Source organism: Terrabacter sp. 05T424 (genome assembly GCF_056396225.1).
This window is the reverse complement of record NZ_JBFTLB010000004.1, coordinates 266,810-286,032: the sequence shown is the minus strand read 5'-3', so window position 1 is coordinate 286,032 and position 19,223 is coordinate 266,810. Positions and strand designations below refer to the sequence as shown.

Genomic DNA, 19,223 nt, shown 5'->3' with positions numbered 1-19,223 from the left:
GAGATCTGTTGCGGCTCAGGCGTCCTGGGCGGCCTTGGCGCTGGCCTTCTTAGCCTGCTTGAACTCTCGCACCTTGAGCAGCGAGCCGCCGTCGACGACGTCGGCGACTGAGCGGTAGCCGTCGAGGGCGTAGTCTCCGGCCGCGGTCTCCCAGCCCTCGGGCCGGACACCCAGCTGCTTGGCGAGCAGCGCCACGAAGATCTGCGCCTTCTGCTTGCCGAAGCCGGGCAGCTCCTGCACCCGCTTGAGCAGCTCCTTGCCTGTGGTGGCCTCGGTCCAGAGGCGCGTGACGTCGCCGTCGTAGCGGCTCTCGACGAGGGCGGCCAGCTCCTGCAGGCGCGCGGCCATCGAGCCGGGGAACCGGTGGATCGCCGGTGGCGTGCTCGCCATCGCCTTGAACTCGTCGGGGTCGGCGCCGGCGATGGCGGCCGGGTCGAGCGTGCCGAACCGGCTCAGCACCTTGTAGCCGCCCCGGAAGGCGTGCTCCATGCCGTACTGCTGGTCGAGCATCATCCCGACGACGACGGCGAACGGGTGCTCGTCGAGCACCTGGTCAGCGGCGGGATCGCCCGCGATCTGGAAGCCCATGCAGGCATGCTCTCACGCGGGCGCGTGGGCGGTCCGGTCGCAGGGGCCGGCCACCTTCTCGCCGAAGGCATTCCTCGCGGGGACGCTCGGCGGTACCGTCACGCCGTGGGGGAGAGTCGTCCCCGGGCCAGGCTCGGCAGGGCAGGGGCGCGTTCGCGAGCAATGCGCGCAACCCCGACCCGTTGCGCGCCCAGCTGGGCTTCCTCGGTGCCTGGACCGCGGAGTGGGCCTTCACCGTGGGGCTGGGCATCCTCGCGTACCGCGACGGCGGGGCGGCGGCGGTCGGCCTCGTCGGTCTGCTGCGCATGGTGCCCTCGGCGTTGCTGGCGCCGTTGCTGTCGCCGCTCGCGGACCGGGGGCGCCGCGAGCGGGTGCTCGTGGTCGTCTCGCTGCTCCGCGCCGCCGCGACGGGGGCCGCCGCGGCCGTGGTCGGGCTCGGAGGACCCACGCCGGTCGTCTACGCGCTCGCCGCACTGTCGACGGTCGCGGCGACCCTGCTCCGCCTGCGATACGACGCCCCGCCCCGGCCGGCGCCGTCCGCTGCCCCCGCCATCCTGCGATCGGCGGCCGAGGGCGTGCGGGTCGTCGCGGGCGACCGGGACGTGGCGCTGATCATCGGCTTGGCGGCAGTGCAGGCCTTCACGCGCGGCGCCCTCACGGTGCTCATGGTCGTGGTGCGATCGACCTGCTCGGCACGAGCGAGTCGGGCGTCGGGGTGCTCGCGGCGGCGATCGGGGCCGGTGCGGTGGTCGGGTCGCTCGGCGTGGCGCTGCTCGTCGACACCAAGGGCCTCGGCACCTGGTTCGCCGTGGGGGTCGCCCTGTGGGGACTGCCGGTGACCCTCGTCGGCGTCTTCCCGCAGGACGTGGCCGCCTGGCTGCTGCTCGCGCTCGTCGGCGTCGGGAACGCCGTCATCGACCTCAGCGGCTTCACGCTGCTCGCCCGGCTGGCCGACGACGAGGTGCTCGCGCGCGTCTTCGGCGTGCTCGAGAGCGGCGTCGCCCTCCTCATCGGCGTGGGCGCGCTCGTCACGTCGGTGCTCGTCGACCAGGCCGGCATACGCCCCACGCTCGTCGTCGTCGGGCTCCTGTGCCCCACGGCTGCGATCGTGTCGCTGCGACGCCTGAGAGGGATGGACCGGTCGGTCGACGTGCACGACCGGGACATCGCGCTGCTGCGGGAGGTGGGGATGTTGCGTCCCCTGCCGCTGCCGACTCTCGAGAGGCTCGCTCGCGGACTCGAGCCGGCGGTCGTGGTGCCCGCCGGCGCGACCGTCTTCGAGCAGGGCGACCCGGGCGACCGCTACTTCGTCATCGAGAGCGGCGAGGCTGTGGTCATGGGCGGCGGTCGCGACGTCGCGACCCTCGGGGTGGGCGACGGGTTCGGCGAGATCGCCCTGCTCCGCCGCACGCGCCGCACGGCCACCGTCCGGGCCTCGGGCGAGCTGCACCTGCGGTCGCTCCGCTCTGACCACTTCCTGCCGGCCGTGCTCGGGTTCACCCCCAGCGCACGCGCGGCCGGTGCGGTCGTCGAGTCCATGCTCGAACGCTTCGCACCCCCTGACCTCGATCGAGAGGACCACGAATGACGACCGACCGGACGCTGATGCTCATCGCCGACATCGGCGGCTACACCGACTACATGCGCACCCACCGCATGAGCCTCGCCCACGCGGAGGTGAACACCGCTCGCCTGCTCGAGACGGTCGTCGACGCGGCGCCCGGCTTCGAGCTCGTCGAGCTCGAGGGTGATGCGGCGTTCATGGCGCGGACGGTCGACGGTCTCGACGCCGGTGCCCTCGTCGACCTGACCCTCCGGACGGCCGCGACGATGCACCGCGCGTTCCACCGGGAGCGGCGCTTCGTCGCGACGAACCTCTGCCCGTGCAAGGGCTGCACCGAGGCCGACCGCCTCCGGCTCAAGTTCGTCGCACACGTCGGCGAGGTCGCGAGCCAGACGGTGCGCCAGCGCACGAAGCTGGTCGGCATCGACGTCATCCTCGTTCACCGGCTGCTCAAGAACGACGTCGAGCCTGCCCGAGTACGTGCTCATGTCGGCCGACCTGAGTGGCGGCTCCGACAGCCCGCTGTCCCCTCCCGCACGCGCCGGCTCCCAAGCCCTCGAGGGCATCGGCACCGTGGACACCTGGTGCGTCGACGTCACCGAGCTCGACACCGGCGTCCCCGGGGAGCCGACGGTTCTGGGTCGGCTCGGGCGCACTCTCGCCGTCGTCGGCACGGGCCTCCCCTACATGGTCGGCCTGCGGCGCCGCCGCCACCGGCAGCCTGCCTGACCGACACGTCGGGCTCCGGTCAGTCGCCCACGGTGTCCTGCGGCGCTGACCCCACCCAGCTCTCCGGCCCGGGCGCGACGCGTCCGTTGCCGCCTGTCAGGGAGGCGACGAGCCCGCGGACGGCCTCCTGGGCACCCGGAACGACGGCGAGACGCAGCACGAGCCCGTGTTCCGTCCACGCGACCTCGGTGACGTCGCAGCCGTCGCGCCCGCGCAACGCGTTCTCGACGCGGGGGCCGTCGGCCGCGCCCACCTCGACGACGAGACCCTCGCGCAGCTCCATCGCGACCAGCGTGGCCCGCTCCAGAGCCGCCGTGACCGCGTCGCCGTAGGCGCGGATGAGACCGCCGGTGCCGAGCAGCGTGCCGCCGAACCAGCGCGACACGACGGCGACGGCGTCGGTGAGCTCGTGACCGCGCAGCACGTCGAGCATCGGCGCGCCGGCGGTCCCGGACGGCTCGCCGTCGTCGTTGCTGCGCATCGTCGCCCCGTCAGGGCCGAGCACGTATGCCGTGCAGTGGTGTCGCGCGTCCCGGCGGCCCGTGCGCGCCTGCTCGATGAAGGCGCGAGCGACCGCTTCCGACGTCGCGGGCGCGACCTCACAGACGAAGCGGGAGCGGCGGACCTCGACCTCCGCCCGGGCCGGAGACGCCAGGGTCAGGTAGCGGCGTGGCGGGCTCAGCGGCATACCTTCTCTCGGGCTGGGCGGAACCCCTCGAGTATGCCGGGCGTCCGGGGAGGGCTCCCCATTGCACGGGGACGTCCGGGCGGGTGAGGATGGGTCCGGTTTGCAGGGGTGAAGGGGAGTTCTGTGTACGCGAAGGGTGCTGACGTCGACGCGCTGCGCGACTCGGCCGGACGCATGGCGTCGTTCGGCAGCGAGATCGACGTCGTGCGGACGCGCGGCCAGCGGGCGGTCGGCACGATGCAGCGCGCCTGGCAGGGGCCGGACCTGCAGCACCTCGTCGAGAGGTGGCGTCGGGTCGAGCACGACCTCGCCCGCATCAGCGCCGACTTCGACCGGCTCTCGCGCCGCTTGAACGACAACGCCGACCTGCAGCACCGCTCGAGCGGGCGTCCCAGTCGCCCGTCGGGCCACACCTCAGGGCCGGCAGGACACTCGTCGGGTCATGCGGTCGGGCACGCCTCAGGTCACGCGTCAGGTCGCGCGTCAGGTCACGCGGCCTTCGGTCAGGTCGTGGAGCCCGCAGGAGTCGGGCAGGGTGGCGGCGGTCCACAGGCCTCGCTGTGGGGCGGCCCGGTGGGCGCCACCTTCGTCGCTTCTGCCGGGACTCCGCACGCGCCCACCGCGATGGGCTGGGCCCAGTGGATCGGCGTCGGCCAGGTCTTCGAGCTGCAGCACGGAGAGCCCGAAGTGCCCGGCGCCTGGTTGCACCCGGTGCCGTCGGCGGCCGCGGCGGCCGGCGCCGCACACCAGCTGGGACTGCCCATCCGCTGACTGCGCGCCGCCGGTGTGCCTCGACGTCGTTGTCAGAGAAGGCCGCCCAGCCACACACCGACGCCCGCGGCGGCGACCGAGCCGAGCAGCGTCGCCACGGCATACCCGACCCCGGTGCTTCGACCCGCCGTGACCCACAGCCGCACGCTCTCGACCGATGCCGTGCTGAACGTCGTGTAGCCGCCGCAGAACCCGGTGCCGAGGACGGCCCGCACATTCGCGCCCGTGGAGTCGGGTGCGCCGGCGGCCAGCAGCCCGGTCAAGAGGCCCAGCACCAGCGAGCCGGTGACGTTGATGAGCAGCGTGCCCAGCGGCATACGGAAGGGGTTGTGCCGGGCGACGAACGTGTCTGCGAGGAAGCGCGAGACGGCGCCGATGCCGCCGGCGACCGCGAGCAGCAGCACCGTCATCGACGCACCCCCTGCGTGTGCCGGGTGATGCGGCGCGCGCCGGCGAATCCGGCGGCAGCCCCCGTCGCGCCGAGCACGATGCTGACGACGGCGTAGACGACACCCACCGCGACCGACCCCGACGTGAGCCGTTGGACTGTCTCGACGGCGAAGGTGCTGTAGGTCGTGAACCCCCCGAGCACTCCGGTGCCCAAGGTCAACCGGGCAGCCCTGCGCCGGCCGGCGTCGGCACCGGTTCGTGCCAGCGTCTCGAGCAGCAGCCCGAGCAGCAGCGACCCGATGGCGTTGATGATCAACGTGATCCAGGGAATCCCAGCCGCGTCGGCCGGTGCTGCGTTCTCGAGGGCGGCACGCACTCCGGTGCCCAGGGTGCCCCCGGCGAAGATCAGCGCGAGCAGGCCGGGATGCCGGTGCGCGGCCCGCGGCGCGTGTGGCGTCGCGGTCGACACCCGGTCGGGCTCGTCTCCGGTCACTCCCACGGTGCCCGCTCATCCCAGTCGACCACGCTGACGGGGACGACGATGACGGGCCGGTGCTGTCGGTGGGACAGTTGCATCGACACGGATCGGTTGACGAAGTCCGCGATCCGGTGGTGGTGCCCGGCGTGCGTGCCGACGACGAAGGCTGCGGCGTCGACCGCGCGGGCGAGGTGTGTGAGGGCGCGGTCGGGGCGCCCGGCGAGGTAGACGAAGTGCCATGGCACGTCCTGGCCCTGCATCCACTCGCCGACGGCGCGCCCCAGCGCAGCCTCGCGCTCGGGCCAGAGCTCGTCGTCGATGTCGGGGTCGATCGCCAGGTGGCGCACCGTGCCGTCCGCGTTCTCGACGTCCGCGTAGCGCGACGTGTCGACGTGCGCGAAGTAGAGCGCGCTCGCGGCGGTCGCCCGGGCCAGCGACACCGCCGTCAGGGCGACGAGCGGCGATTGGTCGGCGACGACGCCCACGACCAGGGGGTGGCCGGCGAAGTCGGTCATGCGCGAGGGGTGCGGCTGGGGTGGCACACGCTGGCCCATCGGTGAGTCTCCAGACACTCGGTGACGGGCGCGGCGCGCAGGCCTGCCCATCGCCACGGCACGGCCGTGGATGAACAGGAACCATCAGCCGGTCGGCGGTTCGGGCACCTGCGTGCCCAGGCGGGATCCATCGCCGGGAACCACCATAGCGTCCGGGTCACGCCAGGAAGCGCTCGATGACGATGTCGACGAGCTCGTCGGGAACTGGCTCGTCGGGGACGAGGAGTGGCGGCGTGACGACATCCGCTCCTGCCTTGGCAGCGAGACCGGCGAAGAAGCCCGGTGCGAGCAGGTAGGTGGCGACGACGACTCGGCGACCCGGAAGTCGCTGCGACACAACGGCATCCGCGAGACTGGGCTCGGCAGCCGACAGGAAGGCCGACGTGACCTGGCGGTTCAGGAGGCGGGCGAGCTCGGCGGCGACGCGGCGGCAGTCCTCCACCGCCGACGGCTGCGACGAGCCTGCCGCGGCCAGCACGACCACGTCGTCGTCGCGCAGGCCTGCTGTGACGAGCCGTCGCTGAAGCAGCGCCGCAAGCCGGTCGTCGGGCCCCAGGGCGGGAGCGACGGTCGTGCCCGGCACGGACTCGGCGGCCTCGGTCAGGTCGACGTAGACGTGATAGCCCGCCGACAGGAGCAGGGGCACGAGGCGGGCCTGCCGGCTGTCGGCGAGGGAGGCGAGCACGGCCGCCGGGTCGGGTGGTTGGACGTCGACGTAGGCAGCACGCACCGTGAGGTCGGGGCGCCGCGCGGCAACCGCGGCGACGAGCCCACCGATGGCAGAGCGTCCGGCCGGGGACGAGGTGCCGTGCGCGGCCGCGACGAGCACGGGCGCTTCGCGGGTCATGGCGCCACTCTGTCAGGTGGCGCCGTCATGGCGTCGCGACAGCTCACCGCGACCCGTCCGGTGAGAGTCTCAGGGGGTCGCACGCTCGCCGACGGCCCGGGTGAGCCGGTCGTTACCAGCGCATCGCGGGATCGAAACGCGGATGAAACACGCACTTCCTACGCTGAAGGAACGTGCAACCGAGCTGCGACGGAAGGAGTCCGCCGTGCTGATCGACACCGACCTCACCGGCGTGCCAGTGCTCGTCGTGGGTCCGGCAGACGCCCTGCCCTCGGTGGTGCGCCGCTACTCGCGGGCAGGAGCCGTGGTCGCCACGGCAGGCACCCCCGATGCGGTGACGCCCGAGGCGTGCGCCCGGGCCCGCGTGGGCGTGCTGGTCGGTCCGGCGGTCACGTGGGCTCCCGCGCGTGAGGCGCTCGCCGCCGACTGCATCGTCGTCACCGACGCCGCTCTCGCCCCCGAGCCGTTGCCGGAGCAGGAGGACGCCGCCGCCTCCGCCGAGGGTGACGCCAGCACGTCGTCGGCTGGCCGCGTCGTCCTCGTCGGTGCGGGGCCAGGGGGTCTCGAGCTGCTCACCCTCGCCGGGGTGCGCGCCCTCGCCGAGGCCGACGTCGTGCTCACCGATCGGCTCGCGGAGGTCGGTGACGTCGCCGCGCTCGCTCCGGGCGCCGAGGTCATCGACGTCGGGAAGCGTCCCGGACATCACGCCGTGCCGCAGGCGCAGATCGAGCGGCTCATGGTCGAGCGCGCCCGCGCAGGCCTTGTCGTCGTGCGGCTCAAGGGCGGCGACCCGTACGTCTTCGGCCGGGGCGGCGAGGAGGTCCTCGCCGCCGTCGAGGCCGGGCTGCCCGTGACGGTGGTCCCCGGCGTCTCGTCGGCGGTCGGCGTGCCCGGGGCGGCCGGCATACCCGTGACCCACCGGGGCGTCAGCCACGTCTTCACCGTCGTGTCGGGGCACGTGCCCCTGGAGCCGCACCAGGCCGCCTCGCTCGCCACCCTCGGCGGCACCGTCGTCTTCCTCATGGGCATGCACAACCTCGTGCCGATCACCGCTGCCCTGACCCGAGCAGGGCTCTCGCCCGACACCCCGGCAGCCGTCGTCGAGCGCGGCTTCACGCCCGACCAGCGCAGCATCGTCGGCACTGTCGGCACGCTGGCCGACCTCGCCTCCGGGGCCGGCGCGTCGTCGCCGGCCGTCATCGTCGTCGGCGAGGTCGTGCGCCAGTCCGACGTGTGGGCGCGACGGGTTGGTGCGCCACTCGTCGCGTACGAGAGCCCGGCCCTGGGCGCCGCCGGGTGACCRGCGACGAGGGGCCCGAGGACCCGGCCCTCGGGGAGGGCCGGAATTCGGTGCCTCCGGGCGCGGGCCGGAGCCACCCGCGTACGGCGTGGTCTTCCCAGCCGATCGACGCCGACGCCGAGGCCGTGCGCGTCGAGCCGGGCGGCCCTGTGCTCGCGGGGTTCCGCATCGCCGTCACGTCCGACCGCCGGTCGGACGACCTCATCGACGCCTTCGTGCGGCGCGGCGCAGAGGTGCTCCACGCCCCGGCCGTCCGCATCGCGCCGGTCGAGGAGGACGAGATCCTCATCGGTGACACGAGGGCGGTCATCGAGTGCCGGCCGGACGTCGTGGTCGTGACGACGGCGTACGGCTTCCGCAGGTGGGTCGAGGCCGCCGACGCGGCCGGCCTCGGGAACGACCTCGCCCGGACGCTCGACGCCGCGCGGATCATCGTCCGCGGGCCCAAGGCGCGCGGCGCGGTGCGCGCCGCCGGGCACGACGACGACGGCATCGCCCACGACGAGCGGACCGCCTCCACCATCGGCCTCGTGCTCGAGGCCGGCGTGCGCGGCAAGCGGGTCGCGGTGCAGCTGCACGGGCACGAGGACGTGGAACAGCTGGAGCGACTGCGGTCGGCCGGCGCCTCGGTGCTGACGGTCGCGCCGTACCGCTGGGTGCGCCCCACCGACGAGAGCCGGCTCGGTCGTCTCGTTGCGGCGGTCGCTGCGCGCGAGGTCGATGTCGTGACCTTCACCTCGGCGCCCGCGGTGGACGGACTCGTCTCTGCCGCAGCGCAGCTCGGCATGGATGGCGTGCTCGTCGATGCCCTTCGCTGCGGTGTCACGGCCGCCGCGGTCGGGCCCGTCACCGCGGCTCCGCTGCTCGACCTCGGGGTGACGCCGATCGTGCCCGACCGTTACCGGATGGGAGCCCTCATCCGCACCGTCATCGAGCACCTCACCGTGAACGGTGTCGAGCAGGTGCAGACCGCGCTCGGGCCGCTCGTGGTGCACGGCCGCATCGTCACCTTCGGTGGACAGACGGTGACCCTGGCCCGCGGTCCTCGGGCCATGCTCGCGGCGCTCATGTCGGAGCCCGGGGCGGTGCTGAGCCGCGAACGGTTGCTCGACGAGCTGCCAGACGCCGAGAACGAGCACGCCCTCGACATGGCGGTCAGCCGCCTCCGGTCCGCGCTGCCCGACCGGCACCTCGTGCAGACCGTCGTGCGCCGGGGCTACCGCCTCAACGTCTGACGCGAGTGGGTCGCCGACGCGTCAGCGCGCCGCCGCGGCTGACTCGGAGTCGGCGAGGATGTCGGGCGCGTTCTCGACGATCCAGAGCATCAGCGGCACCATCCGCTCGGCGAGCTCGGTCCCGCGCGGGGTGAGGGAGTACTCGACATGCGGCGGCACGACCGGCCGCGCGTCCCGGTGCACGAGGCCGTCCGCCTCGAGCATCCGCAGGGTCTGGGCCAGCATCTTCTCGCTGACCCCCTCGGCGCGCCGGCGCAGCTCGCTCCACCGGAGCGGCTCACCCTCGGACAGCGCGAGGAGCACGAGCGTGCCCCACTTGCTCGTCACGTGGTCGAGCACGACCCGGCTGGGGCACCCGGACGCGTAGACGGCATCCGGGAAGTAGTCGCGCAGCGTCAAACTAACCGTCATGTCAGTACCTTACTTGAAAGTGGGTACTAACTTGTGGGAAGTATGTCGGTGGCGCGGTCGTTCTGATGGGTGTCCAGCCCTTCGAAAGGAACGTCATGACCCTTCTCGTCACCGGTGCCAGCGGCCACCTCGGCCGCCTCGTCATCGAGGCCCTGCTCGACCGGGGCACGCCCGCCACCGACGTCGTCGCCACCGCCCGCAAGACCGAGTCGATCGCCGACCTGGCCGAGCGTGGCGTCGAGGTGCGCCGCGCCGACTACGACGACCCGACGTCCCTCGACGTGGCCTTCGCCGGCGTCGACCGGCTGCTGTTCATCTCCGGCAGCGAGGTCGGCACGCGAATCCCGCAGCACACCAATGTGGTCGACGCTGCCAAGCGTGCCGGGGTCGGTTTCGTCGCCTACACGAGCATCACGCGCGCCGACACCTCCGACCTGGCGCTCGCGGCGGAGCACCGCGCGACGGAGGAGCTGCTCGCAGCCTCCGGCCTGACCTTCGCCCTGCTCCGCAACTCCTGGTACGTCGAGAACTACACCGGCCAGCTGTCGACCGTCCTCGAGCTCGGGGCCGTCCTCGGTGCGGCCCGCGACGGCCGGGTGAGTGCGGCGACCCGTGCCGACTACGCAGCCGCTGCCGCCACGGTGCTCGCCGGGGGCGATCACGACGGTGCCGTCTACGAGCTCGGTGGCGACCACGCGTTCACCCTCGCCGACTACGCAGCTGCGGTCTCCGGTGCGACGGGGCGCGAGGTGGCCTACCGCGACCTGTCGGTCGAGGACTACACCGCTGCGCTCGTCACGGCGGGGCTTCCCGAGGGGTATGCCGCCGTGCTCGCCGACAGCGACCGTGGCATCGCCGAGGGCGCCCTGTTCACCGACTCGGGTGACCTCTCACGCCTCGCCGGTCGTCCCACGACCGACCTGCAGGATGCTGTCCGCGCCGCCCTGGTCACGACGTCCACCCCCGCCTGACGCGGCACAGCTTGTCCGGAACTGAGCACTCGCCTGGGGCCCGACGTCACGAACTGAGCACTCGACTGGGGCCTGGCGTCAGGAACTGAGCACTCGACCTGAACCACGCATCGAGTGCTCACTTCCCGACAGGCGCCCCCGTCGAGTGCTCAGTTCCCGACAGGCGCCCGAGTCGAGTGCTCAGTCTCCGACGGGGTGGGGTGTGTCGGGAACTGAGCACTCGACCTGAACCACCCATCGAGTGCTCAGTTTCCGACGGGGTGGGGTGTGACGGAAGTGAGCACTCGACCTGAACCACCCATCGAGTGCTCAGTTTCCGACGGGTCTTCACGAGAGGGGGAGGCCGACGTGGACGATGCCGTGCTGGACGCGGACGGCATACGTCGGCAGGGCGGTGCTGTCGTCGTCGAGTGCCACTCCGGTGCGCAGCGAGAAGACCTGCTTGAGCAGGGGCGAGGCCACGGTCGGCTCGCCGCCGCGGTCGCCCGTGAGTCCCCGGGACAGCACGGCCGCGCCGGCATACGGGTCGAGGTTGTCGACGGCGTAGATCATCCCGTTGGGCAGCAGGAAGAGCGCGGCCTGGGCACGGCCGGGCAGCAGCACGGCGACGCCCCGGCCGGGAACGAGACAGTGGACGTCGCAGGCGGCCACCCACTGCTTGGCGCCGGGGGCGGGCACGATCCCGGGACGGACGACGGTGCGGACCGCGACGGACGTCGTGATGTCCGTCCCGGCGGTGGTCACCTCGGGAGCTGTGGCGAGGGTGGTCATGTCGGATCCTCTCTGGCGCAGGGGTTCTGGTCGGGTGCGACGGTCAGGACGGGCGAGTGGTCGACGGCATTCCGAGCATCACCGGCACCTTGCGGGCCCCGGACTCGTCGAACGCCACCGTCGGGTCCGCCTCGTCCGGAGCGTTGACGAACGACACGAAGCGCGCGAGCTTCTCGGGGTCGTCGAGCACGGCCTTCCACTCGTCCCGGTAGCCGTCGACGTGCCGCGCCATGGTGGCCTCGAGGTCTGCGGCGATGCCGAGCGAGTCGTCGCAGACGACGGCCCTGAGGTGGTCGAGGCCGCCCTCGAGCGTGTCGAGCCACGGTGCCGTGCGCTGCAGCCGGTCGGCCGTGCGGACGTAGAACACGAGGAACCGGTCGATGTAGCGCACCAGGGTCTCGTCGTCGAGGTCGCTCGCGAGCAGCTTGGCGTGGGCGGGCGTCTGACCGCCATTGCCGCAGACGTAGAGGTTCCAGCCCTTGTCGGTGGCGATGACGCCGACGTCCTTGCCCCGGGCCTCGGCGCACTCGCGCGCACATCCGGAGACGCCGAACTTCAGCTTGTGCGGCGAGCGGAGCCCGCGGTAGCGGTGCTCGAGGTCGACCGCCATGCCGACGGAGTCCTGCACGCCGTAGCGGCACCACGTCGAGCCGACGCACGACTTCACGGTGCGCAGCGACTTGCCGTAGGCCTGCCCCGACTCCATGCCGACGTCGACGAGGCGCTGCCAGATCGCAGGCAGCTGCTCGACGCGGGGGCCGAAGAGGTCGATGCGCTGGCCGCCGGTCACCTTGACGTAGAGCCCGAAGTCCTGGGCGATCTGGCCGATCGTGATGAGCTGCTCGGCGGTGACCTCGCCGCCGGGCATGCGGGGGACGACCGAGTAGGTGCCGTTCTTCTGAATGTTGGCGAGGAAGTGGTCGTTGCTGTCCTGAAGCGCGGCCTGCTCGCCGTCGAGGATGTGGTCGCTGCTCGTCGACGCGAGGATCGAGGCGACCGTCGGCTTGCAGATCTCGCAGCCGGTGCCGGTGCCGTAGCGCCCGATGAGACCCGAGAACGTGCGGATGCCGGTCGACGCGACGATCTCGAAGAGCTCGGCGCGGCTCTGCTCGAAGTGCTCACAGAGCGCCTTGGAGAGCTCGACGCCCGAGTCGACGAGGAGCTTCTTCACCGTGGGCAGGCAGCCGCCACAGGTGGTTCCGGCGTTCGTGCAGCCCTTGATCGCGGCCACGTCGCAGGCGCCTTCGGCGATGGCGCCACAGATCGAGCCCTTCGTGACGTTGTTGCACGAGCAGATGACGGCGTCGTCCGGCAGCGCGTCCGCGCCGAGCTCGGCACCCGCGGGGGAGACGAGTGCGCCCGGGTCGCCGGGCACCTCTCGGCCGACGTACGCCTTGAGGGTCGTGTACGCCGACGCGTCGCCGACGAGGATGCCGCCGAGCAGCGTCCTCGCGTCGTCGCTGACGACGACCTTCGCGTAGGTGCCCTTGGTCGCGTCGGTGTGCACGATCTCGAGCGCACCCGGAGTCGTCGCCATGGCGTCGCCGAACGACGCGACGTCGACGCCGAGCAGCTTGAGCTTGGTGGACAGGTCGGCGCCGGGGAAGGTCGCTTCTCCGCCGAGCAGCCGGTCGGCGACGACCTCGGCCATCGTGTAGCCGGGCGCGACGAGGCCGTAGCAACGGCCTTCGACCGCGGCGACCTCACCCACGGCCCAGACGTTCTCGTCGCTCGTGCGGCAGGCCACGTCGGTGACGACCCCTCCGCGTTCGCCGACGTCGAGACCGGCGTCGCGAGCCACCTGGTCGGACGGTCGCACTCCGGCAGAGAAGACGACGAGGTCGGTGAGCAGCGCTGTGCCGTCGGACAGCTCGACGGCGAGGCGTCCATCGTCCTGCGGTGAGATCGAGCTCGTGCCCGCACCGGTGTGCACCTGCACGCCGAGGTTGCTGATCAGGCCCTCGAGAACGGCACCGCCGCCCTCGTCGACCTGGAGCGGCATGAGGCGCGGCGCGAACTCGACGACGTGCGGCGTGAGCCCGAGCAGCCGGAGCGCGTTCGCGGCCTCGAGCCCGAGCAGGCCGCCGCCGACGACGAGCCCGTTGGCCTCGCGACCCTCGGCGCGGGCCCGTTCGTGGGCGTCTTCCGCTGCGCGACGGATGCCGTCGAGGTCGTCGAGCGTGCGGTAGACGAAGCACCCCGTCGAGTCGTGGCCGGGCACCGGCGGCACGAACGGGTAGGAGCCCGTCGCGAGCACGAGCGAGTCGTACGCGATGACGTCGCCGGCGCTGGTCGTCACGGTTCGCCCTGCACGGTCGACCGCCTCGGCGCGGGTGCCGAGCCGCAGGTCCACGCGGTCGTCTCCGGCATACGTGTTGCCCGCCAGGGCGAGGGCGCCGCGGTCCCACGGCCCGACGTAGGCGGAGAGGCCGACGCGGTCGTATGCCGCCTCCGCCTCCTCGGACAGCACGACGACCTTCCACGCGCCGGCGGCGTCACGCGAACGCAGCGCCTCGACGAAGCGGTGGCCGACCATGCCGTGGCCGACGACCACGACCGTGCGGATGTCGGTGCCGGTGCGGTTCTCGGTGGTGGTGGACATCAGGCGGCTCCTTCGGTCAGGGCGGCGGGTGCCGGCACCGTGGCGGGGCTGGTCTGGTCGGTGGAGGTGTGGTCGCGATGTGCGGGTTCGTCAGGGGCAGAGCTGGGTTCGGCCGATCGCAGCCACGAGCACAGGCCGTCGACCGCGCCCTTGCACGACCCGCAGCCGGTCGTGGCCCTGGTGGCCTCGGCGACACCGGCGACGGTGTCGGCTCCGGCGCGGAAGGCGCCGACGATCGCCGCCTTGGTGACCGTGTTGCAGCGACAGATGACGGCCGTCCCCGGCATCTCGGCGAGATTGGCCGTCTCGGGTGCGCCCGACCGGGTGACGGCGCGACCGAGCATGAGCGCCAGGCGGTCCCGCGGGACGGCGGCACCGGTGTCGTACAGCTGGGTCAGGGCGCCGGCGGCGTCGCCCACGCCGAGCAGGATCGCGCCGACGAGGCGGTCCTGGCGCAGCACGAGTTTGGCGTAGCGGCCCCGGCTCGGGTCGGTGAAGGCGAGCACCTCGTGGCCCGGGTCGTGCACGTCGACGTCGACGGTGCCCATGCTGGCGAGGTCGATGTCGTGTGCCTTGAGGCGGGTGAGCACGCTCGTGCCCTGGTAGGTCGCGGTGGCGTCGGAACCGGTCAGCACGTCGGCGAGCACGCGGGCCTGGTCCCAGCCGGGCTGCACGAGGCCGGGCACCTCACCGCGGTGCTGGCTGCACTCGCCGATGGCGTGCACGTGGGGCGCCGACGTCGCGAGGCGGTCGTCGACGACCACGGCGCGGTCGACATCGAGGCCCATGGTCACGGCGAGGTCGGTGCGGGGGCGCACCCCGGCGGCGACGACGACGAGGTCGGCCGACACGGCTGAACCGTCGCTGAGCACCACGTGTGCCGGCTCGGCGCCGCGTGCCGGGTGACGCGCCGTGACGAGCTGACCGAGCACGAGGCGCGCGCCGATGCTGCGGACGACGCGCGTCAGCACCGCGCCGCCGTCGACATCGAGCTGCCGGTCCATCGGGAAGTCCTGCGGGTGGACGATCGTCACCTCGACACCACGCGCCAGGAGCCCTCGAGCAGCCTCGAGTCCGAGCAGCCCACCACCGAGCACCACTGCGGTGGAGGCAGACTCGGCTGCGGCCACGATGCGGGACGAGTCGTCCACGGTGCGGAAGGCCACCACGCCCTCGGCCAGCGGGGCGTCTGGACCGGGCGCGCCGGCATACAGGCCCTCGGTGGGCGGGACGAACGCCGTGCTGCCCGTGGCCAGCACCAGCTCGTCCCAGGCCAGGGTCTGCTCGGCGCCGTCGGTGCTCGTGAGCGTGGCGACCCGGGCGGCGGTGTCGACGGCCGTGACCCGAGCACCGGTGACGACGTCGACGTGCCGGGCAGCCCACCAGCCGTCGGGCTTGAGCCGGGTGTCGCGCGCTGTGATGCCGCCGGCCACGACGGTCGAGAGCAGCACGCGGTTGTAGGCGGCGTGCGGCTCCTCGCCGACCACGGTGACCGCGAAGCGCGTCGCATCGGGGTCGCGGTGACGGACCTCCTCGGCGAGCCGGGCCCCGGCCATGCCGTTGCCGACGACGAGCACCCTGCGGGGGGTGGGGGTCATGAGACGGCCTCCAGGCGAACGGCGCACGCCTTGAACTCGGGCATGCGGCTGGTCGGGTCGAGGGCGGCGTGGGTGAGCGAGTTGGCGCGGGCGTCGCCGGCCCAGTGGAACGGCAGGAAGACCACATCGCTGCGCATGTCGTCGTCGACGCGCACGGCCCCTCGAGTGCGGCCGCGGCGGCTCACGACGTCGACGACATCCCCGTCGCGCACACCCGCGGCTGCGGCTGTGTCCGGGTGCATCTGCACGAACATCGCGCCCGCCGCCGTCGACAGCTCGTCGACGAGCCGCGTCTGCGCCCCGGACTGGTAGTGCTGGAGCACCCGACCCGTCGTCGCGACGAGGGGGTAGTCCGCGTCGTCGGCCTCGGCCGGTCCGACGTGGTCGACGGGCACGAAGCGGGCCAGCCCGTCGGGCGTGGCGAAAGCGTCGAGGAACAGCCGCGGGGTGCCCTGGGGGCGCTCCGTGGTGCACGGCCAGTGCAGGCTCTCGCCGGCGTCGAGCCGCTCCCACGTCACCGCTGAGTAGTCCGCGGGTCCGCCAGCAGAGGCGCGGCGCAGCTCGTCGAAGACGACACGTGGGTCGGTGGGGAAGTCAGCGCCACAACCGATCCGGTCCGCGAGCTCGCTCCAGATCTCGAGCTCGCTCCGGCACTGCGCCGGCGCCGAGAGCGCGCGGCGCCGGCGCAGCACCCGACCCTCGAGGTTGGTCAGGGTGCCTTCCTCCTCGGCCCACTGGAGCACGGGCAGCACGACGTGCGCGACCGCCGCGGTCTCCGACAGGACGAAGTCGGAGACGACGAGCAGGTCGAGAGCGGCCAGCCGCTCAGCGACCACGCGGGCATCGGGAGCCGAGACGACAGGGTTGCTGCCGTGGACCATGAGCACGCGCGGGCCGTCGTCGGTGCCCAGGGCCGCCAGCAGCTCGAAGGCGCTGCGGCCCGGACCGGGCAGCTCGGCCGGGTCGACGCCCCAGACGGCGGCCACGTGGGCTCGCGCCGCCGGGTCGTCGATCTTGCGGTAGCCGGGCAGCTGGTCGGCCTTCTGGCCGTGCTCGCGCCCGCCCTGCCCGTTGCCCTGGCCCGTGATCGTGCCGAAGCCCCTGCCCGGGTTGCCCGGCAGTCCGAGCACGAGGGAGAGGGCGATGAACGCCGTCACCGTGTCGGTGCCGCTCGCGTGCTGCTCGCTGCCCCGGGCGGACAGGACGTACGCGCCCCGCTCGGTGTCGCGGGCCCGGGCGAGGGCCGCGACGGCCGCGCGCATCGTGGTCACCGAGACGCCGGTGACGCGCTCGACGCGCACAGGCAGCCACTGGGCCGCGACCGGCCAGAAGTCGTCGAAGCCCGAGGTGCGCTCGGCGACGTAGCGGCGGTCGGCGTACCCCTCGGTGACGGCGAGGTGGATCATGCCGAGGGCGAGGGCCGCGTCGGTGCCGGGACGCAGCTGCAGGTGCAGCCCGCCACCGTCGACGGCCTTGGCCGCAGTGGGCGTCAGGCGCGGGTCGGCGACCATGAGCCCACCGGCGTCGGCGGCGCGCACGAGGTGCGTGAGGAACGGCGGCATGGTCTCGGCGGGGTTGGCCCCGAGGAGTAGCACGGCGTGCGCCGAGCCGATGTCGGTGACCGGGAAGGGCAGCCCCCGGTCGAGACCGAAGCAGCGGATCCCGGCCGCAGCGGCCGAGCTCATGCACCAGCGGCCGTTGTAGTCGATCTGGCTCGTGCGCAGCGCCACGCGGGCGAACTTGCCCAGCTGGTAGGCCTTCTCGTTCGTCAGTCCGCCCCCGCCGAACACCGCGACAGCATCCCTGCCGTATGCCGTCTGCGTCCGCACGATCGCGTCGGCCACGACGTCGAGCGCCTCGTCCCACGACGCGGGAGCGAGCTCGCCGTCGCGACGCACCAGCGGGGTCGTGAGGCGTCCGGGCGTCCGGAGCAGCTCGGTGCTGGTCCAGCCCTTCTGGCACAAGCCGCCCCGGTTGGTCGGGAAGCGGCGCGGGGCCACGGTGAGGTCGTCGGCCGACGAGCCGGCCAGGGTCATCGCGCACTGGAGGCCGCAGTAGGCGCAGTGGGTTTCGACGCCGTGCTGCCCCTGCAACTCGGAGGGGTGGCCCCCTCCGAGCGTGCGGGCCGGCGTGACAACGGCTCTGGTGGTGGTCTGGGTCGTCATCGTCGGTAGCGCACCTTGGTGAGGAGGGCGGCGCCGACGTAGAAGAGCGTGAAGACGACGAACGCCGCGGTGGCCGACTTCGCCGCACCCTGGTACGACGCGCGCAGGCCGAGGTTGATGAGCACGCCCCCCACGGCACCGATGGCGCCGGCGATGCCGATCAGCGCCCCGGACATCGAGCGAGACCAGGCGGCCCGCTCGACGGTGGGGCCGGGGATCGAGGCCGCCTTGGTCTCGAAGAGCGCCGGGATCATCTTGTAGACCGAGCCGTTGCCCAGACCGGAGAGGACGAAGAGCAGGACGAAGCCGCCGATGAGGCCGGTGAGCTGCAGGCCGGTCGCCGCGCCAGTGGTCACGTCGTCGGCCCGGGCGGAGAGGGTGACGAGCACACCGGCGCAGGCCATGCCGACGAAGGTCCACAGGGTCACGACGGCGCCGCCGCGGCGGTCGGCGAGCTTGCCTCCCCAGACGCGGCTGACCGAGCCGAGCAGCGGCCCGACGAAGGCGATCTGGGCGGCGTGCAGACTGGCGGCCGCGGCCTGGGCAGGGGTCGGTGCCGTCCCGCCGGTGAGGCCTGCGAGAAAGGTCTGGTTGAGCACCTGCCCGAAGGCGAAGCCGAAGCCGATGAAGGAGCCGAACGTGCCGATGTAGAGCAGCGAGATGACCCACGCGTCGGTGTGCCGCAGCACCTCGAGCATCGCCTTCGGGTTGGCGGTCTGGTGGTCGAGGTTGTCCATGAAGACTGCAGCGCCGATGCTCGCGACGGCGAGGAGCACGAGGTAGACGGCGCAGACGACCTCGGGGCGGCGGTTGCCGAGCGTCGCGATGACGAGGAGGCCGACGAGCTGGACGACGGGCACGCCGATGTTGCCTCCGCCCGCGTTGAGGCCGAGGGCCCACCCCTTCATCCGCTGCGGGTAGAAGGCGTTGATGTTGGTCATCGACGAGGCGAAGTTGCCGCCGCCGAGGCCGGCGAGGGCGGCGACCGCCATGAACGTGCCGAGCGAGTGGCCCGGGTTGGCCATCAGCCACCAGGTCAGCAGGGTCGGCACGAGGAGTGCCACGCCGCTGAAGATCGCCCAGTTGCGGCCGCCGAAGAACGCGGTCGCCATCGTGTAGGGCACGCGCAGCACGGCTCCGACGAGCGTCGGCACGGCGACGAGGAAGAACTTGTCGGCGGCCGTGAAGCCGTAGACGGCCTGCGGCATGAAGAGCACCATGACCGACCAGATCGACCAGATCGAGAAGCCGATGTGCTCCGTCGCGACCGACCAGACGAGGTTGCGGCGGGCGACCCTCTTGTTGCCGCCCTCCCAGGCCGCGGTGTCCTCGGGATCCCAGTCGCGGATGACACGGGACCGTGGCGCGGTGAGCTGGCGGAAGCGGCTCGGCCTGTCCGGGACGAGGGTGGTCGGCGTGCTGGTGGGTGCGGCGACGCTGCCGTTCGTGCTGGGGCCGGTGCTGTTTCCGGTGGTGGTGCTCACGGTTCCTCCTCGGAGGCGGGTCGGGGGCCGCTGCGAGAGCGTGGCGCCCACGCTAGGAACGCGGTGTTGCACCTCGT

The 19,223-nt window shown here is 72.8% G+C and carries 19 protein-coding genes, 1 pseudogene and 1 riboswitch; of the genes and pseudogenes, 8 read left to right on the top strand and 12 right to left on the bottom strand.

What is annotated here, in order from left to right:
- Positions 1–15 precede the first annotated feature (15 nt).
- On the bottom strand, positions 16–588 hold the full coding sequence (locus tag AC1DE0_RS11825) for an HhH-GPD-type base excision DNA repair protein (protein WP_478100628.1): 573 nt from the start codon (positions 586–588) through the stop codon (positions 16–18).
- A 182-nt stretch (positions 589–770) separates the two neighbouring features.
- On the opposite strand from AC1DE0_RS11825, the gene AC1DE0_RS11820 reads away from it, so the two are divergent.
- From AC1DE0_RS11820 to AC1DE0_RS11805, 4 genes and pseudogenes are all read left to right on the top strand, one after another.
- Positions 771–1,427, top strand: coding sequence for a hypothetical protein (locus AC1DE0_RS11820; protein WP_478100626.1), 657 nt, complete (start codon positions 771–773; stop codon positions 1,425–1,427).
- On the top strand, positions 1,334–2,176 hold the full coding sequence (locus tag AC1DE0_RS11815) for an MFS transporter (RefSeq protein ID WP_478100624.1): 843 nt from the start codon (positions 1,334–1,336) through the stop codon (positions 2,174–2,176). Before AC1DE0_RS11820 ends, AC1DE0_RS11815 begins: the two co-directional genes overlap by 94 nt.
- Positions 2,173–2,559: pseudogene (locus tag AC1DE0_RS11810) on the top strand (DUF2652 domain-containing protein); the annotation flags it as partial. The gene AC1DE0_RS11815 and the pseudogene AC1DE0_RS11810, both read left to right, overlap by 4 nt.
- Positions 2,560–2,638: 79 nt before the next feature.
- Positions 2,639–2,881, top strand: coding sequence for a hypothetical protein (locus tag AC1DE0_RS11805; protein ID WP_478100622.1), 243 nt, complete (start codon positions 2,639–2,641; stop codon positions 2,879–2,881).
- Between the two features lie 19 nt (positions 2,882–2,900).
- Here the strand turns inward: AC1DE0_RS11805 and AC1DE0_RS11800 are convergent, their stop codons facing one another.
- Positions 2,901–3,569, bottom strand: coding sequence for an IMPACT family protein (locus tag AC1DE0_RS11800; protein WP_478100620.1), 669 nt, complete (start codon positions 3,567–3,569; stop codon positions 2,901–2,903).
- Positions 3,570–3,692: 123 nt separating this feature from the next.
- On the opposite strand from AC1DE0_RS11800, the gene AC1DE0_RS11795 reads away from it, so the two are divergent.
- Positions 3,693–4,340 (top strand): WXG100 family type VII secretion target, encoded by a 648-nt coding sequence (locus AC1DE0_RS11795; RefSeq protein ID WP_478100618.1) that lies wholly within the window; start codon positions 3,693–3,695, stop codon positions 4,338–4,340.
- 32 nt (positions 4,341–4,372) lie between these two features.
- Here AC1DE0_RS11795 and crcB read toward each other — a convergent pair whose 3' ends face one another.
- From crcB to AC1DE0_RS11775, 4 genes are all read right to left on the bottom strand, one after another.
- A complete protein-coding gene (gene crcB, locus AC1DE0_RS11790) occupies positions 4,373–4,750 on the bottom strand; it encodes a fluoride efflux transporter CrcB (protein ID WP_478100616.1) in 378 nt (125 codons plus the stop codon).
- Positions 4,747–5,229 carry a fluoride efflux transporter FluC gene (locus AC1DE0_RS11785; protein ID WP_478100614.1) on the bottom strand — a complete coding sequence of 161 codons (483 nt, stop codon included), beginning with the start codon at positions 5,227–5,229 and terminating at the stop codon, positions 4,747–4,749. The genes crcB and AC1DE0_RS11785 overlap by 4 nt, the downstream gene beginning before the upstream one ends.
- Positions 5,220–5,723 (bottom strand): universal stress protein, encoded by a 504-nt coding sequence (locus AC1DE0_RS11780; protein ID WP_478100612.1) that lies wholly within the window; start codon positions 5,721–5,723, stop codon positions 5,220–5,222. The genes AC1DE0_RS11785 and AC1DE0_RS11780 overlap by 10 nt, the downstream gene beginning before the upstream one ends.
- 107 nt (positions 5,724–5,830) lie before the next feature.
- A riboswitch (Fluoride riboswitch) is annotated at positions 5,831–5,906 on the bottom strand.
- A gap of 13 nt (positions 5,907–5,919) precedes the next feature.
- Positions 5,920–6,609, bottom strand: coding sequence for a sirohydrochlorin chelatase (locus AC1DE0_RS11775; RefSeq protein ID WP_478100610.1), 690 nt, complete (start codon positions 6,607–6,609; stop codon positions 5,920–5,922).
- A gap of 205 nt (positions 6,610–6,814) precedes the next feature.
- On the opposite strand from AC1DE0_RS11775, the gene cobA reads away from it, so the two are divergent.
- Both cobA and AC1DE0_RS11765 read left to right on the top strand, forming a co-directional pair.
- The gene (cobA, locus tag AC1DE0_RS11770; protein WP_478100608.1) at positions 6,815–7,909 is read left to right on the top strand and encodes a uroporphyrinogen-III C-methyltransferase; all 1,095 of its coding nucleotides are present in this window, start codon (positions 6,815–6,817) and stop codon (positions 7,907–7,909) included.
- A 104-nt stretch (positions 7,910–8,013) separates the two neighbouring features.
- Entirely contained in the window at positions 8,014–9,144 is a 1,131-nt protein-coding gene (locus tag AC1DE0_RS11765) for a uroporphyrinogen-III synthase (protein WP_478100791.1), read from the top strand.
- 21 nt (positions 9,145–9,165) lie between these two features.
- On the opposite strand, the gene AC1DE0_RS11760 is transcribed toward AC1DE0_RS11765, so the two are convergent.
- A complete protein-coding gene (locus tag AC1DE0_RS11760; RefSeq protein ID WP_478100606.1) occupies positions 9,166–9,555 on the bottom strand; it encodes a winged helix-turn-helix transcriptional regulator in 390 nt (129 codons plus the stop codon).
- 95 nt (positions 9,556–9,650) lie between these two features.
- On the opposite strand from AC1DE0_RS11760, the gene AC1DE0_RS11755 reads away from it, so the two are divergent.
- Positions 9,651–10,526 carry an SDR family oxidoreductase gene (locus AC1DE0_RS11755; protein WP_478100604.1) on the top strand — a complete coding sequence of 292 codons (876 nt, stop codon included), beginning with the start codon at positions 9,651–9,653 and terminating at the stop codon, positions 10,524–10,526.
- Between the two features lie 327 nt (positions 10,527–10,853).
- Here AC1DE0_RS11755 and nirD read toward each other — a convergent pair whose 3' ends face one another.
- Genes nirD through AC1DE0_RS11730 form a run of 5 tightly spaced genes read right to left on the bottom strand, consistent with a single transcriptional unit; the run spans position 10,854 to position 19,146 of the window.
- Positions 10,854–11,297: a nitrite reductase small subunit NirD gene (gene nirD / locus AC1DE0_RS11750; RefSeq protein WP_478100602.1), complete on the bottom strand. Its 444-nt coding sequence runs from the start codon at positions 11,295–11,297 to the stop codon at positions 10,854–10,856.
- 43 nt (positions 11,298–11,340) lie between these two features.
- A complete protein-coding gene (nirB, locus tag AC1DE0_RS11745; RefSeq protein ID WP_478100600.1) occupies positions 11,341–13,899 on the bottom strand; it encodes a nitrite reductase large subunit NirB in 2,559 nt (852 codons plus the stop codon).
- Entirely contained in the window at positions 13,899–15,497 is a 1,599-nt protein-coding gene (locus tag AC1DE0_RS11740) for an FAD-dependent oxidoreductase (protein ID WP_478100598.1), read from the bottom strand. Before AC1DE0_RS11740 ends, nirB begins: the two co-directional genes overlap by 1 nt.
- Positions 15,494–17,662 (bottom strand): molybdopterin oxidoreductase family protein, encoded by a 2,169-nt coding sequence (locus tag AC1DE0_RS11735; protein WP_478100596.1) that lies wholly within the window; start codon positions 17,660–17,662, stop codon positions 15,494–15,496. Before AC1DE0_RS11735 ends, AC1DE0_RS11740 begins: the two co-directional genes overlap by 4 nt.
- The gene (locus AC1DE0_RS11730) at positions 17,659–19,146 is read right to left on the bottom strand and encodes a nitrate/nitrite transporter (RefSeq protein ID WP_478100594.1); all 1,488 of its coding nucleotides are present in this window, start codon (positions 19,144–19,146) and stop codon (positions 17,659–17,661) included. Before AC1DE0_RS11730 ends, AC1DE0_RS11735 begins: the two co-directional genes overlap by 4 nt.
- Positions 19,147–19,223 lie beyond the last annotated feature (77 nt).